Raw genomic sequence first — 15053 nt, 5'->3', positions numbered from 1 at the left:
AATCTGATCTAAGCCATGATGTCAAAACTCACGAGTCGTAAATGACATCAATGCTTAATATGGCATGCAATCGCCTCATACAAAAGGAAGGGCTGCCTCATGCTGATTGATTTTCATCAGGCACAATTACAGAAATTTATGGCTCTGGCGACTCAGGTTGAAGCCGAACCGGAACACTATTTACAGTTTGATTCTGTTTCTGATTTTTATAAGGCCAGCTGGTTAAAGAAATTTCCTGCGGGCACGGTCTGGTATGCTTCAGGTCTGGATGATGGTGCAGAAGAATTTCATGCGGTCATTGAGTATCGTGAAGTTCAGCTTTTACTCAGCTGCGGACCCTGTATATCTGCAAAAATTGCCTGGAAACATTGACCTCAACGCCAATTTTTCTCAATAAAAAAATAATGACAGCCGATGTAAAATTGACTTAAATAGCTTATCTTCTCTGTCAGATGATTCATTTGACTTAATTTGAGTCCATAACCCCCTAATAAAAATAAGGAAAATAGATATGGCCCACCAGTTTACCGTAAATGCAATTATTCGCGGTGTTTCGATTGATGAGTTTAAACGTCTGGCAAATGACATCAGTTTGCATGAAGCGGTTTGTCATCGAATCCCTGCTCAAAATATGGAAATTCTGGTTTCAGAAAAGCAAGGACATCTGTATACCCTGAAACGTGCCTACAATCTGGATGTCAAAATCCCGGATATTGCAAGAAAACTGCTGAAAGATGCGTTTCGCTTGCAGCGTACCGATGTTAGCAATCTAGAAGAAATGACTTCAGTCGTGGAACTAGGTGCCAATCTGCCGATTGAAGCTAAATGTCAGCGTGCCGTTACAGGTGATGAACAGCAGATCCAGTTCCAGTTGAACTGGACGGTGAATGTGAAAGTGCCTTTGGTCGGTGGCATGCTGGAAAAACATGCCGAAGGTGAAATCCGTAAATTCAGTGAGATCGAGATCAGCATTGTAGAAGATGAGCTACGCAAGAATCTGAAAGCTTAAGCTCGTATTTTCACGCTTAGAAAAAGAGCCTGTGAGTCAGGCTCTTTTTTATTTTAGGCTGTTTTTTTCAAATTTGCTGCGGTAAAGCAGGGCAGTGAATAGGGTCACTAGACACACAGTCCAGATATAGTACAGGGCACCAATATTGCTATATAGGCTCAACCATTGCACCAGTGGCAAGGTGATTCCACCTGCAATCGCATAGGCCAGATTATAGGAAAATGAAATTCCGCTGAAACGGATTTGTGCCGGGAACATTTTCACCATGCTATAAGACACCATGCCCACGGTTCCTGAGCTTAGACCGAGCAACATGTAAAGCATGAACACCGTTGACGCTTCAACATGACCCAGACTGTGATAAAAAATCCCAGCCATTGCCGCGACAAAAATAGAGCCAAGTAAAATGACCTTGCCTGCACCGAAACGGTCAGCCAGTACACCAGCGATAATGCAGCCGAGCATTTGCATTAGGATTGCAGCACTTTGCATCTTGAATGCATCAGCACGTTCGAAGCCAAAACTGGCCACCAGTAAATTTGGCATCGCCAGAATCAAGACCACCACACAGCCGGTCAGGAACCAGGTAAATAACATCCCGATGCCTACAGCAGTTTTGTGGCTTAACAGCACTTGCTTGACCGGTAATTCTTTCGCCAGTTCTTTTTTCGCCTGCATGGCTTTAAAAACTGGAGTTTCTTTCAAATAACTGCGCAGGTAAAGAGCGATAAAACCGAAAATTCCACCCAGAATGAAGGGAACGCGCCAAGCCCAGTCTTTGATTTCCGCTTCAGTGAACTGTAAGGAAATAAACAGTGACATTAGGGCACCGAGTAGAATTCCGAGTTATAGGCCAGCGGTCAGCAAACCATTGGCAATCCCAATTCGGCCTTCAGGCACATGCTCAGACACAAAGGTCCAGGCAGCCGGAATTTCACCACCAATCGCAATACCTTGAACAACACGCATCAATAGCAGCAGTAATGGTGCAGCATAACCAATACTTTCAAAGGTTGGCATGATCCCAATCATGAGGGTCGGTAGCGCCATCAGCAAGATGGATAAACTGAATAGTCTTTTACGACCGATCAGATCCCCAAAATGCGCCATCACCACACCGCCGAGTGGGCGAAAGAAATAGCCTGCAGCAAAGATGCCATAGGTATTCAGCATGGCCCAGAACGGACTTAGGGTACTTGGAAAGAACAGTTCAGAGATCAATTTGGCGTAGAACACATAAATGACAAAATCATAGAATTCCAGTGCGCCACCTAGGGACGATAGTCCGAGGGTGCGTTTATCAGCAGGGCTCAGATAGGGTTGTGCATTCATGTGCTCGTTCCATTATTTAATATCCATGACTTGATTGCTGATTTTAAAGAAGGGTTATTTTCTTGAATAATCAATCTTTCTTTGTTTAATCTAAACTAAAATTTATTAAAATTTAAATGAATAAAATTATTTGGAATGTTTTGATTAATTATCTTCCTTTCAGGTGAAATTTTTAAGGCAAAATAAGCTGGAGTCCGAAACATTACTGAAAATACAGCTTATCTTTTTTAAACGTATTTATTCATTTTAGTATGATATTCATTCTGTAACTTTCCCTCTAAGATAGAGTTGGATGAAAAAATTACAGGATAGCGCGATGACAAATACCTTGGCGGTGGCACAGCAAGGTGAGGCCATTTTAACCCTAATTGCCAGTCCGGTCACACAGGCTGAATTTGACAGTGACTGGTTGCGGCAATTTAACAGCGCCTTGATGGAGACTATGCAACACCGTCAGGGCGTGGGCATTGCAGCACCGCAGGTTTATGTCTCTAAACGCATTATTATTGTCGCATCACGGCCCAATTTACGTTATCCGGATGCGCCATATATGGAAGCCGTGACCATGATCAATCCGGAGATTATCAGTGCTTCAGCTACGCAAGTATTGGGTGAGGAAGGCTGTTTAAGTGTGCCCGAGCAAAGGGGGAGGGTAGCTCGAGCAGAAGAGGTTGAGGTGCGTTATTTTACCTTAGAGGGAAATGAAGTGGTTCAGTCGTTTAAAGACTTTCCGGCACGAATTGTACAGCACGAAATTGACCACTTGAATGGAATTTTATTTGTAGAAAAGCTTTCAGAAGCATAATTACTTGGCCTGAATTGCGGTGCCATAAGCGAAGACTTCAACCATACCGCCTTGCATGCCAAGTTCGGTAGTACTGAGTCGAATTCCCATAATCTGGTCAGCGCCTATTTTCTCTGCTTCCAATTTTAATCGTACTATAGCTTCACGTCGTGCCCGTTCAACGACACTCTCATAACTGGTCAAACGACCACCTAGCATGTTTTGCACATTAGCAATCGCATATTTAAAGTAATCATGTGAAATCACCACATTGCTGCTGATCATATGGCCGGGGAATGTAGATTCGATGAAACGGCTATTATTGACCCGGATATAAGCCAAACGCTGTTCCTGTTCATCCAGATATTGCAGATGCTTGCGCTCGTTAAAGCGACCAAAACCGAAACCCACGCTGAACAGAATGGCAAAAATGACAATCTGTATAATCAATCCGTCCATGCATTAGTTCGCCTGTGGAAATGGATCAGGCAGTTTAGGTATGACCGGATCAACGATGACTGCAGTGCCATACACAAACAGTTCAGAAGCACCTTGGGCAATATTTGAGGTAGAAAAACGAATACCCACAATCGCATTGGCACCCATACTGCGGGCTTTTTCAATCATCCGGTTCATAGCTTCCTGACGGGATTCTTCCAGTAATTCGGTATAAGCGGTCAACTCACCACCGACAATATTTTTTAGACCGGCCAGAAAATCACGTCCAACATGCTTACTGCGCACAGTACTGCCATAGACCACATCGATTTGCTGGCGAATAGTATGTCCCGGTACAGATTCCAGATTGCTCAATAACATGCAGATATCTTCTTAATCAGTCATATAATCATGAAGATAGAAAATCTCCTTTAAAAAAGCAATAAAAAAGCCCACCGAAGTGAGCTTTTCTGAAAAGGAGTTAGGCTTATTTTGTCTCTTTCGCACGACGCTGTTCGGTCACAGACGGGCGATACGGTACAGTGTCTGAGGTATTAACTTTCAAACCACCACCAAGACTCTTGTACAGTTCAACCTGGCTGTTCAGATTCGCCTGTTCAAGTAATAACAAACCTTGTTCTGCTGCATATGAAGCACGTTGTGCATCCAGTACAGTCAGATAACTGTCAATACCGGCACGGAAACGTGCCAGAGACAGACGGTAAGTGGTATTAGTTGCATCGACCAGACGGCGTTGAGCAGCAATACGGTCACCAATATTCTGACGTACCGCTAGGGCATCATTCACTTCACGGAATGCAGTCTGAATTGATTTTTCGTAATCTGACAGCGCAATTTGTTGATCTGTTTCGGAAATACGGATATTCGCCTGACGTGTACCCCAATCGAAGATTGGAATATCCAGACTTGGGCCTACAGACCACGCAAAACTGCCAGACTTGAACAGATCACCCAGATCCGCAGATGCAAAACCTGCCGAACCCGTCAGACTGATCGTTGGATACAGACGCGCACGGGCAGCACCAATATTGGCACCTGCCGCAGACAGACGATATTCAGCTGCACGTACATCCGGACGGTTAATCAGCAGATCACTTGGTAAGCCTGCACCTAGTGCTGCATTAGAGGTAATGCGGGTAACACGCTGTGCCGGTAACAGGTTGGCCGGTACGGGTTGACCTACAAGCAGATTTAGCAGGTTTTGTGCCTGAGCCACCTGGGTGCGATAGTTGGCAACATCATTACGTGCAGTTTCAACAGAAATCTGTGCCTGACGTACCGGAAGTTCGCTATCGATACCCACATCAAAACGTTTTTTGTTCAGGTTATAAGATTCAAGCTGGGCTTTCAGCGTTTGCTCAGCCAACGCTAGATTGGCATTGGCAAATGAGTAACTCAGCCATGCTTGGGCCACCTGACCGATCAGGGAAATCTGAGTCGCATCACGCGCACTTTGAGTCGCCAGATAAGTATCCAGTGCATTGTCACGCAAGCTGCGCACACGACCCCAGAAATCCAGCTCAAATGCAGTTACGCCTAGACCGACATTATAAGTCGTCACAGCGCCACGGCTTTGCGGGTTGTTACTGCCAGTGTCCTGACGTAACACGCTGCCGCTCGCACCAATGGTTGGCAGACGGTCATTTTCAGAAATCTGATAAGCCTGTTGGGCACGCTGAATGTTTAATGCGGCAGTACGCAAATCACGGTTATTGATCAATGCCAGGTCCAGTACCTGTAACAGGCGCTGGTCAGCAAAGAATTCTTTATAACCCTGTTCTGCTACAGAAGTACCTGAAGCATTGGTATAACTGCTTGGGATATTTGCCTCTGCAACGGGCTCTGGGCCACGCATGCTTTGACATGCAGTCAAAGCAAGCGCGAGGGCAGATACCGCAATGCTACGACCTGTAATAGACCATATATTTTGCATTACGACTTGTACTCCTGATTTTGTTGTTTTGGTTTGTATTTAAAGATACTTCGAATCCATACGTAGAATACAGGAATAAAGAAGATACCTAAAAGAGTCGAACTGATTACACCACCAAGGACACCATAACCGACGGAGTGCTGGCTACCCGCACCGGCACCTGAAGCAAGTGCTAGTGGAAGTACACCAAAACCGAAGGCAAGGGTGGTCATGATAATTGGACGTAAACGCATTTTTGCTGCATGCAGGGTCGCATCAAACAACTCTTCGCCTTGTTCCTGCAGCTCTTTGGCGAATTCCACAATCAAGATTGCGTTTTTCGCAGAAAGACCAATTACGGCAATAATCGCTACCTGGAAGTAGATGTTATTCGACAGATTCGGGTCTTTAAACAGAATCATACCGCCAAAGGTCAATAGTAATGCACCCACGATGCCTAATGGTACAACCAGAAGAACCGAGAATGGAATTGACCAGCTTTCATACAATGCAGCCAGACACAGGAACACGATCAACAGTGAAAGCGCGTACAAGAATGGTGCCTGTGCGCCAGACTCACGTTCTTCCAGAGACAGACCAGTCCATTCATAGTCGAAACCTTGCATGCCCATTTCAGGAAGCTTGGCAATGATTTCTTCCATCGCACGCATTGCATCACCTGAGCTCACGCCCGGTGCCGGTGTACCCTGAATGTTCATTGCAGATACGCCGTTATAGCGTTCTAGACGAGGCGAACCATAGGTCCATTCACCCGTTGCGAATGCCGAGAACGGTACCATTTCGCCACGGTTGTTACGAACATACCACTGGTTCAGGTCTTCCGGCATCATACGAGAGCTGGCTTCACCCTGAACGTACACTTTTTTCACACGACCACGGTCAAGGAAGTCGTTGATGTACGAACCACCCCACGCCATGCTCATGGTACTGTTAATTTCAGAGATGCTGACACCTAAAGCACCGGCTTGTGCATGATCGACAATCACACGGTACTGCGGGTTATCTTCCTGACCATTTGGACGGACACCTGCAAGACGTTTGTCTTGTGCAGCCAGGCCCAGAACAGTATTACGCGCTGCCAAAAGTTGCTCATGGCTTTGACCACTTGCTGCTTTTAACTGCATGTTAAAGCCGGCAGATACACCCAGTTCAGGCATTGCTGGCAATTGTAATGGCATGATGTAAGACGCATCTTTCACAATCATGTTCAGTGCCATACCACGCTGGATAATTGCACCGACCTGTGATTCTGGTGTGGTACGTTCAGACCAGTCTTTCAGTTTGATAAATGCCAGACCAGCGTTTTGACCTACACCTGTGAATGAGAAACCAGCCACACTGAAGACAGATTGGACATGATCTTTTTCATTTTCCAGGAAGTAGCCTGTCATGGTATTGATGACTTTATCGGTACGTTCCAAGGTTGCATTTGGTGGCAACTGTACCAGCGTCATTACGACACCTTGGTCCTCATCAGGTAAGAATGAAGAAGGTAGTTTCTGGAAGATCAGCACAATAATCCCGATCACCACCGCATAGATGATACCGGAGAAAATCTTGTGGTGTGTCATACGATTGACGCCGCCTTGATATTTCACAGAAACACGGTCAAAGCTATGATTAAACCAGCGGAAGAATCGTGCAGCCGGATTGTTACTTTGCGGCTTGTTCGGATCATGCTGTTTCAGAATGGTTGCACACAGAGCAGGGGTAAAGGTTAAGGCCACCACCAGCGACAGAACCATCGCTGTGACCAGCGTGATTGAGAACTGGCGATAGATAACACCTGTAGAACCACCAAAGAATGCCATTGGTACGAATACTGCAGACAGTACAGAGGTAATACCGATCAGCGCACCAGAGATCTGTTTCATCGACTTTTCAGTCGCCGACACAGGATCCAGATGCTCTTCAGCCATGACACGTTCAACGTTCTCGACCACAACGATCGCATCATCGACGAGCAGACCAATCGCGAGAACCATCGCGAACATGGTCAAGGTGTTGATCGAGAAGCCGAAGATATTAATGATTGCAAAAGTACCCAGTACAACTACTGGAACGGCCATGGTTGGAATAATCGTTGCGCGCCAGTTCTGCAAGAACAGGAACATTACGATGAAGACCAGAATGACTGCTTCAATGAGAGTATGAACCACCGATTCAATCGATAACTGAATGAATGGTGTGGTATCAAATGCCAGTGTATCCACCATCCCTTGAGGATAGTTAGGACGTAACTGTTTTAAACGTTCTTCAACTGCTTCAGCGGTATCCAGTGCATTGGCACCGGTTGCAAGTTTAATCGCAACACCGCCAGCCGGTTTACCATTAAATTTAGAATCAAACTGGTAGTTGTCTGCACCAAGTTCTACACGTGCGACATCGCCCAGGCGGACTTGAGCACCTGAAGTGGTATTTTTCAGGAAGATGTTTTCGAACTGTTCAGGTGTTTGCAGCAGACTTTGCGCATTCACTGTCGCATTCAGTACCTGTCCTTCAATTTGTGGCGCACCACCTAATTGACCGACAGCCACCTGAGCGTTCTGGGTACGGATTGCCTGAGCCACATCACTTGGAGTCACTTGCAGACTAGCCATTTTGGCTGGATCCAGCCAGATACGCATTGCATAAGAACCACCAAAGACCTGAACTTCACCAACCCCGGCCACACGGCTTAAAGGTTCAGAAATGTTTGAGTTTACATAGTCTTTAATGTCATCTGCAGTCAGGCTGCCATCAGGAGAATAGAAAGCTAATACCTGAAGGAAGCTGGCACCAGATTTGGTCACACGTACACCCTGACGTTGTACATCATCAGGTAACAGTGCAGTTGCAGACTGTAATTTGTTTTGTACCTGAACCTGTGCAATATCAGGATCGACACCTTGTTCAAAGTTTAAGGCGATGGATGCCTGACCGTTACCGGCACTGTTCGAGGAAATATAACGCAAGCCATCCAGACCGTTCATCTGCTGCTCGATGATCTGCGTTACTGTATTTTCTACAGTCGCTGCAGATGCACCCGGATAAGTCGCAGAAATGGTGACTGTTGGTGGCGCGATCGTCGGATACTGAGCAATTGGCATTTTGCTGATGGTTAAAATACCCGCCAGCATAATTACCAATGCAATCACCCATGCAAAAATCGGGCGATGGATAAAGAATTTAGCCATGAACCATTACTCCTTATGCATTTGCAGCAGGTTTTTGTTCAGGTTGTTTCTTTGCATCATCTGCCTTTTTTGCATCTGCTGCAGGTTGTTGCGCAGCAGGAGCAGCACCTTGTGGGGCAGCTGCTTGAGGTTGATAGGGTTTAGGCACCACTTGCTGTTCAGGTTTTACCTTGGCAATACCATCAACAATCACTTTATCACCCGGATTTAGACCTTCGGTTACGATCCAGTTACTACCTTGAGTACCGACTGTCGTTACTGGACGTGGAGTTACTTTATTGTCAGCACCCACCAGCATCGCCATGGCCTGACCAGTAGGCGTACGGGTTAACGCCGCTTGTGGAATCAGGAAAGCATTTGGAATTTCGCCTTGCACGATTTGCGCTGTGGCAAACATACCTGGCAGAAGTAAATGGTTTTTGTTCGGGAATACTGCACGTAAAGTCACAGTACCTGTTTCAGGGTTCACGCTGGCATCCGAGAATGCAAGACGGCCTTCGACAGGGTAGATGCTGCCATCTTCAAGCTTTAACTTCACTTTGGTGTTGTTTGAGCTGTTGAGGTTGCCTTTGCTTAGCTGTTGACGCAGGCGTAGCAGTTCAGCACTTGACTGGTTGATATCTACATAGATTGGATCTAGACGCTGAATTGTAACCAGTGGTTCTGTCTGATTTGCAGTCACTAACGCACCCGCCGTAATCGAAGAACGGTTGGTTTGACCAGAAATCGGTGCACGTACGGTTGAATAGCCCAGGTTGATTTCAGCATTACGTAAAGTTGCACGGTTTGCATTCAAATCAGCTTCAGCCAGTTTGACCTGTGCTGCGATGTCATCGTATTCCTGTTTAGAAATGGCATTGGTACCGACCAGTTGACGGTAACGACCTTCTTTAACACGCAATACACCTAAATTCGCTTCAGCACGGGCAATCGCAGCACGAGCATTATCGACAGTAGTACGGTTAGTGCTTGAATCGATTTCATAAAGCGCCTGACCTTCACGGACATAGCTACCTTCAGTGAATAAGCGTTTAAGCACCACACCACTAGCCTGTGGACGTACTTCAGAAATCTCAAATGCTGTTGTACGACCTGAGAGCTCTACAGACTGCTCGACACTTTGTGGCTGTGCAACAAGAATACCGACTTCAGTCGGTGGCATTTGCTGCTGAGCACCAGCTTGCTGGCCCTCTTTAGGATCTTTGCTACAACCAACAAGTGCAAGACTTGTTGCTAATGCGCAAGCAGTCAGGGCGGGAGCCCAAAGCTTTGCAGAAATCATTGTTCCACCTCAATTGGATTCTTATCTAAATTTTTTTATTTGTGAGCCGTGCAATATCTGATCCAGACCATATACCACAACGAAATCCAAATAAAACTTATACTCCAGCCGGATATGACATCTGAAGGAAAATGTACACCTAGATAAACTCTTGAAATACCCATAATCAGCATCCATGCACCTGCACCCATCCAGATGATGGTATGTCGGGGATGTTGCCGATATATGAACACTGCCAGACAGCCGAGACAGGCTGCATAGACGCTATGGGCACTCGGGAAGGAGCTTCCATAGCTTTCAACCAGATGAAAAGACTCTGCTGGTCGAGGTCGGGCAATACTGAATTTTAAAAGCCAGCCTAGGAGAATTCCTCCGATAATTCCGATACATATAAAAATTACGCTTGCATGCTTTTTATACCACAGTAGAAAAATACATCATAGTGTGGATAAAAATAATACAAATGGCATGCCACCTATCACTGATAAGGACTGATTAATTTGATTTAAAAATTCTGTGCGATAGCCGCTAATCCATTCAATTGCAAGCACATCCAACTGGCTTAAAGTTGCAATATCAAGAAATAACACACTGAAAATTAAAAATAAAATTCCGACAATAAGTAACAAGTAATGCATGCCAAAAATCCTTGTCCTTTTAACCGTTATTCAGCCGGTTAACTGTCTGCGCTAAAGTGTACTTGTCAGTACACTTTTTTTCAAGAGTGCGTATTTTATGCAAATTCCATTTTTTACTTATGGGATTTTGTACCTAAATGCCCAAATATTCTCGCAATTTTACAGTTTTGTGGATGTATGATTTTCGTCAATTTCAATAGATTGCTTCGGCGGCCAGAAAAACTCACTTGGGCGAGTCAGGAAATGGGTCATGACCAGTTTAGCGAGCGGTTTCCACTGTTCGAAACGCACCCGTCGTGCGCGTAATGCCACAATAATGGTCAGGCTGAAACTTACAAAAAGGTTAGTCAGACCAATCAGCAGAACACCCAGGAAAGAGATGATAATGAGTCCAATATCTGGACCATTAATATTGATTAGTCCTTGGATAAAGTTGGCAGACGCAAAGGCAATATGACGAATATCTAAAGGCAAGCCGAGAATGAAACCGATGGTACCCATACTGCCCAACATAACCCCAAAAATAAAATTACCCGCCAGTGCACCCAGATTACGTTCAATATAGTCAGCAAATCGATGCAAACGTTCTTGTCCCATCAGTTGTGACAGGCGCACATGAGCTCTTAGACGAGGACCGACCTTCCGATACACTGCCATATTATCGAAATAACCGGCTAATAGGCCTGACAGGAATAAACATACTCCAGCCACTGCTGCATGAGGAATCGCTAAAGAAGTAAATGGATTCAGGTCATATAAGGTTTTGGCTGCTTTGGCATGTGTCATTAATGGCTCATGTAGGGCAAATTCCCACATCAGGGCAATCAGTGCTGCAACCGGAATTGCGATTGAAATATTCCCAAGAATCGCGACAAACTGGGTCCGAATGATATTCACAATCAGTGCAGCCAGTTCAGCAATCTGGGCAGTTTTCGAACCCTTACGCTGTTGTACGGTAGAAGCCAGTGCAGCTGCAGTCATCGCTGGCTGTTTGGTTGCAACGGTAAAGTGCAGCACATGAATGAGCATAAAACCGAGCGAATAGTTCATGCTATAGCTAAAGGCTTGCATTAAAGGTGCCATCGTGACACGCGCCATTAAGACTTTCAGCGAGGCCATAAAGGCAATGATGATACCGGCACCGGCTGCCGATTTGTACATGGCCAAAAAGCCTTGCTTGTCGGTACTTACGTAATGTTCACCAGTCTTACTGGCATTTTCAGTTACCTGTAAAGCCAGGAGTTCACTATTGGTAGTCAGTAAGGCACGCACACTGCGTTCGCTATAAATCGCTTCGGTAATATCTGCGATAAACAGACCAATGGACTGATAACGCAGATCATCGTCATCCAGCACCATATTCAACAGGATTTCAATCCGTTCCAGACACTGTTCCAGCAAGGCCAGCATATAGGTCAGGCTGACACTGACCCCAATCCGTTTGGTAGAGCGGCGAATTTTGGCGACAACATCGTGACACTGCTCCAGCATGACCAGAGCTTGAGAAGCATCTGGCGGCGTAATCGCATCTACCAGTTCTACAGTGTTATAGCGTTTTTTATATTCCTGGATAAATTCAATAATCTCACGGTTTTGCACCAGAAAAGGTGATTCATATTCCATGAGCTCAGGCTGGGCATTAATAAATTCAGGATGCAGGCCGATCCCACTCACCCGGTAGGACAGAATCGTTAGTGCTTTAATGATCTGATCTTTGATTCGGGTTTTTTCTACCTGATTGGAATGACCCTGATTTACAACAGCAAAAAGTCGCTGCCAATCCGCTTCATCAAAATAATCCAGCCAGTATTTATCGGTACGCAAATAGAAAATCTTGCGGAACAATTCCTGAAGCTGTAAATGATCTGGAATCACCGGCAGGATATGCGCCCCGATCCGCTGATTCAGCTGGTTCCAGAAACCATCCAGAGAAAGAATCCCGGTATCGGAAAACAGACTGGCTTGTTTATAGCGGTTGATAATTCTTAAAGTGAAACTTTGTAAGGTTAAGACTGCATTGGGAGTGAGCAGTAAAGCCCGGATAAATGCATTAAATTTTGTTTCGATTTCTTCTGTATTTCTGCTGTCTTCTGGGCGTATACGTTCTACAAGTTGGATGAGCAGATTCTCATCCAGCACCGCTTGTGGTTGTTCAAGCTGATGCTGCATGCTTTGAAAAATATCAAGAAAATTAATATGCATAGGCGAGATAAGCGGCTATTGAATCCGGTGAAGAGCCAGTTTGGCCAGATTAACGAGGGCCTGACGATACTCTGAATCGGGTAGTGCATTCAAGGCTTGAATTGCAATTTCTGTTTCTTCGGTTGCACGCTGGCGGCAATAATCCAAGGCGCCAGAATCATTTACAATCTTGATGACTTCTGCCAAATGATCTGTTCCGCCCGTTGCAATACTGCGACGGATAATTTCATGCGATTCCCCAGTTGTATTCTTCATGGCAGCAATCAATGGCAGGGTAGGTTTACCTTCCATCAGGTCATCACCGATGTTTTTACCTAGGGTTTCAGCATCAGAGGTATAGTCCAGAATGTCATCAATAATCTGGAAGGCATTACCGAAGTGACCAGCGAATTTACGTAATGGTTCGCGGAATTCAGTCTTGTCGGAAAGAATAGCGGCACCTTCGGTCGCCAACTCAAACAGGCGAGAAGTCTTGCCATGAATAATACTTAAATAAGTTTCTTCTGAGGTTTCTGGCTGATGTTGCGATTGTAGTTGCAGAACTTCGCCTTCGGCAATTTCGCAGGTACCCGTAGAGAAGTCTTTGAGCAGGGTCATATTGTTAAGGTCGACCAGTAAATCAAAGGCACGCGAAATCAGGAAGTCACCCACTAGCACAGCTGTCTGATTGTTCCATGTGGCATTGGCAGTTGGACGGCCACGACGCAAACCTGACTCATCGACGACATCATCATGAACTAGAGTTGCCGTATGCAACATTTCGATAATGGCTGCCAGTTTGCGATGCTGTTCCAATTCTACGGCACCACAGGCTTTCGCTGCCAACAGGCACATGATTGGGCGCATGCGCTTGCCGCCAGCTTCAACCACATGCTTGCTGACCGCCATCACCAGCGCTACTTTTGAGGTAATTCCTTCGTTAATGAATGTGTCCATCGCAGCAAAGTCGTTAGCAACAGGAGCGAGAATATCTTGCTTAAAGTCGATGGCCATGTGAAAGAAAACCTCTAGTTTGGTAAATCGCAGCGGGTAGTTTAACAATTTATAACATGAGTGAAAGCTAAGAAAAGCACAAACTCCACTAAAAATCAGCTTTTTATAGCACTTCTTTGAGTTTAGCCTAAATTTTGACATTTAAAAAATGAACAATATCTTTCCGCTAAAGTTTTTTTCTAAACATTCTCAGGCAGCCGGAAAACTCGGAATTGAGTATCCTTTTTTTGGCCATTATATCCAATATTAATCTTTGATTTTGAATGAATAATTTAATGATTTATAGGCTTTATAATGGAGTTCATGATTATTTCCTTAAAATGGCTTGTTGTTTCTTATAATATCCCTTAAAATCTTTGCCCTTGTATAACCCCCAGTGGCGCGCGTTTTAAGATCGATATATTCCTTTATCGGCACGTCGACACGGGCATGTTTGGAGTACATTATGTACGCAGTAATCCAAAGCGGTGGTAAACAGCACCGTGTAGTTGAGGGTGAAACCCTTAAAGTTGAATTATTGAAAGCTGAAACTGGTTCAACAATTACGTTTGATGACGTACTTATGCTTGTAAACGGTGATAGCATTCAAATCGGTGCTCCAGTTGTAGCTGGCGCTAAAGTAACTGCAGAAGTAGTTAGCCATGGTCGTCACGACAAAATCCGCATCATCAAAATGCGTCGTCGTAAGCACTACCGTAAACAACAAGGTCACCGTCAATGGTTCACTGAGTTGAAAATTACTGGTATCTCAGGCTAATTACTAGGAGTAAATAGACATGGCAACTAAAAAAGCCGGTGGTTCGACTAAGAACGGTCGTGATTCGAATCCTAAGATGTTAGGTGTTAAAGTTTACGGTGGCCAAACTGTAACTGCAGGTAACATCATCGTTCGTCAACGTGGTACTGAATTCCACGCTGGTCAAAACGTAGGTATGGGCCGTGACCATACATTATTTGCTACTGCTGATGGCGTAGTAAAATTCGAAGTGAAAGGTCAATTTGGCCGTCGCTACGTATCTGTTGAAGCATAATTTGCTGAGATAGAAAAAAGACCCACAGTTTCTGTGGGTTTTTTTATGCGTGAAGGTTTATCGGCTTATAAAGCTGTGACAGCGAATGTAAATATCACTATTGAATCTTCATAATGATGAATAAAAGTAGGAATTCTGCATTAATAACAATACAAAACTTCTTATTTTCTATCATCTTAGTTTGAGAAATTGGTTTAAGATGAGTCATTAGATA

The 15053-nt window shown here is 44.9% G+C and carries 12 protein-coding genes and 2 pseudogenes; 5 read left to right on the top strand and 9 right to left on the bottom strand.

All coding sequences use genetic code 11. The features are described 5' to 3' along the window. The first annotated feature begins 99 nt into the window (after window positions 1-99). Window positions 100-372 (top strand): hypothetical protein, encoded by a 273-nt coding sequence (locus FOC32_RS15925; protein WP_004784921.1) that lies wholly within the window; start codon window positions 100-102, stop codon window positions 370-372. A 139-nt stretch (window positions 373-511) separates the two neighbouring features. After that, window positions 512-1009, top strand: coding sequence for a DUF2505 family protein (locus FOC32_RS15920; protein ID WP_104425866.1), 498 nt, complete (start codon window positions 512-514; stop codon window positions 1007-1009). 48 nt (window positions 1010-1057) lie between these two features. Here the strand turns inward: FOC32_RS15920 and FOC32_RS15915 are convergent. Continuing rightward, window positions 1058-2341, bottom strand: a pseudogene (locus tag FOC32_RS15915) (MFS transporter). Window positions 2342-2657: 316 nt separating this feature from the next. Here FOC32_RS15915 and def point away from each other — a divergent pair. Beyond that, complete coding sequence (gene def, locus FOC32_RS15910; protein WP_175968010.1) at window positions 2658-3146, top strand: peptide deformylase; 489 nt, start codon at window positions 2658-2660, stop codon at window positions 3144-3146. Here the strand turns inward: def and FOC32_RS15905 are convergent, their stop codons facing one another. The 8 genes and pseudogenes from FOC32_RS15905 to sdsA form a co-directional block, all read right to left on the bottom strand. Beyond that, a complete protein-coding gene (locus FOC32_RS15905; protein ID WP_175968008.1) occupies window positions 3147-3584 on the bottom strand; it encodes a YbjQ family protein in 438 nt (145 codons plus the stop codon). A gap of 3 nt (window positions 3585-3587) precedes the next feature. Further along, complete coding sequence (locus tag FOC32_RS15900) at window positions 3588-3944, bottom strand: YbjQ family protein (RefSeq protein ID WP_175968006.1); 357 nt, start codon at window positions 3942-3944, stop codon at window positions 3588-3590. 106 nt (window positions 3945-4050) lie between these two features. Then, complete coding sequence (adeK, locus tag FOC32_RS15895; protein WP_034701683.1) at window positions 4051-5517, bottom strand: multidrug efflux RND transporter AdeIJK outer membrane channel subunit AdeK; 1467 nt, start codon at window positions 5515-5517, stop codon at window positions 4051-4053. Next, the gene (locus FOC32_RS15890; RefSeq protein ID WP_005236901.1) at window positions 5517-8693 is read right to left on the bottom strand and encodes an efflux RND transporter permease subunit; all 3177 of its coding nucleotides are present in this window, start codon (window positions 8691-8693) and stop codon (window positions 5517-5519) included. Before FOC32_RS15890 ends, adeK begins: the two co-directional genes overlap by 1 nt. A gap of 13 nt (window positions 8694-8706) precedes the next feature. Next, window positions 8707-9975 carry an efflux RND transporter periplasmic adaptor subunit gene (locus tag FOC32_RS15885; RefSeq protein WP_175968004.1) on the bottom strand — a complete coding sequence of 423 codons (1269 nt, stop codon included), beginning with the start codon at window positions 9973-9975 and terminating at the stop codon, window positions 8707-8709. 35 nt (window positions 9976-10010) lie between these two features. Next, window positions 10011-10613: pseudogene (locus tag FOC32_RS15880) on the bottom strand (phosphatase PAP2 family protein). Between the two features lie 159 nt (window positions 10614-10772). Next, window positions 10773-12815 carry a site-specific recombinase gene (locus FOC32_RS15875; RefSeq protein ID WP_034701673.1) on the bottom strand — a complete coding sequence of 681 codons (2043 nt, stop codon included), beginning with the start codon at window positions 12813-12815 and terminating at the stop codon, window positions 10773-10775. Window positions 12816-12830: 15 nt separating this feature from the next. Continuing rightward, entirely contained in the window at window positions 12831-13808 is a 978-nt protein-coding gene (sdsA, locus tag FOC32_RS15870) for an All-trans-nonaprenyl-diphosphate synthase (protein WP_004784900.1), read from the bottom strand. A gap of 445 nt (window positions 13809-14253) precedes the next feature. Between sdsA and rplU the strand changes: the two genes are divergently transcribed. Both rplU and rpmA read left to right on the top strand, forming a co-directional pair. Beyond that, window positions 14254-14565 (top strand): 50S ribosomal protein L21, encoded by a 312-nt coding sequence (gene rplU / locus FOC32_RS15865; protein WP_004784898.1) that lies wholly within the window; start codon window positions 14254-14256, stop codon window positions 14563-14565. 19 nt (window positions 14566-14584) lie between these two features. Continuing rightward, on the top strand, window positions 14585-14839 hold the full coding sequence (gene rpmA, locus FOC32_RS15860) for a 50S ribosomal protein L27 (RefSeq protein WP_004784896.1): 255 nt from the start codon (window positions 14585-14587) through the stop codon (window positions 14837-14839). Window positions 14840-15053: the final 214 nt, after the last annotated feature.

Origin of the sequence: Acinetobacter sp. FDAARGOS_724, assembly GCF_013364475.1 — a bacterium.
In the GTDB taxonomy this organism is placed as follows: Bacteria; Pseudomonadota; Gammaproteobacteria; order Pseudomonadales; family Moraxellaceae; genus Acinetobacter; species Acinetobacter variabilis.
This window is presented reverse-complemented; position numbering and strand designations above follow the sequence as displayed.

What these genes read in the sequence shown, in the direction of transcription:
- rplU (WP_004784898.1), top strand. Translation starts at nt 14,254, where the DNA reads ATGTACGCAGTAATCCAAAGCGGTGGTAAACAGCACCGTGTAGTTGAG.
- sdsA (WP_004784900.1), bottom strand. Translation starts at nt 13,808, where the DNA reads ATGGCCATCGACTTTAAGCAAGATATTCTCGCTCCTGTTGCTAACGAC.
- FOC32_RS15890 (WP_005236901.1), bottom strand. Translation starts at nt 8,693, where the DNA reads ATGGCTAAATTCTTTATCCATCGCCCGATTTTTGCATGGGTGATTGCA.
- FOC32_RS15905 (WP_175968008.1), bottom strand. Translation starts at nt 3,584, where the DNA reads ATGGACGGATTGATTATACAGATTGTCATTTTTGCCATTCTGTTCAGC.
- FOC32_RS15925 (WP_004784921.1), top strand. Translation starts at nt 100, where the DNA reads ATGCTGATTGATTTTCATCAGGCACAATTACAGAAATTTATGGCTCTG.
- FOC32_RS15900 (WP_175968006.1), bottom strand. Translation starts at nt 3,944, where the DNA reads ATGTTATTGAGCAATCTGGAATCTGTACCGGGACATACTATTCGCCAG.
- FOC32_RS15875 (WP_034701673.1), bottom strand. Translation starts at nt 12,815, where the DNA reads ATGCATATTAATTTTCTTGATATTTTTCAAAGCATGCAGCATCAGCTT.
- def (WP_175968010.1), top strand. Translation starts at nt 2,658, where the DNA reads ATGACAAATACCTTGGCGGTGGCACAGCAAGGTGAGGCCATTTTAACC.
- FOC32_RS15920 (WP_104425866.1), top strand. Translation starts at nt 512, where the DNA reads ATGGCCCACCAGTTTACCGTAAATGCAATTATTCGCGGTGTTTCGATT.
- FOC32_RS15885 (WP_175968004.1), bottom strand. Translation starts at nt 9,975, where the DNA reads ATGATTTCTGCAAAGCTTTGGGCTCCCGCCCTGACTGCTTGCGCATTA.
- adeK (WP_034701683.1), bottom strand. Translation starts at nt 5,517, where the DNA reads ATGCAAAATATATGGTCTATTACAGGTCGTAGCATTGCGGTATCTGCC.
- rpmA (WP_004784896.1), top strand. Translation starts at nt 14,585, where the DNA reads ATGGCAACTAAAAAAGCCGGTGGTTCGACTAAGAACGGTCGTGATTCG.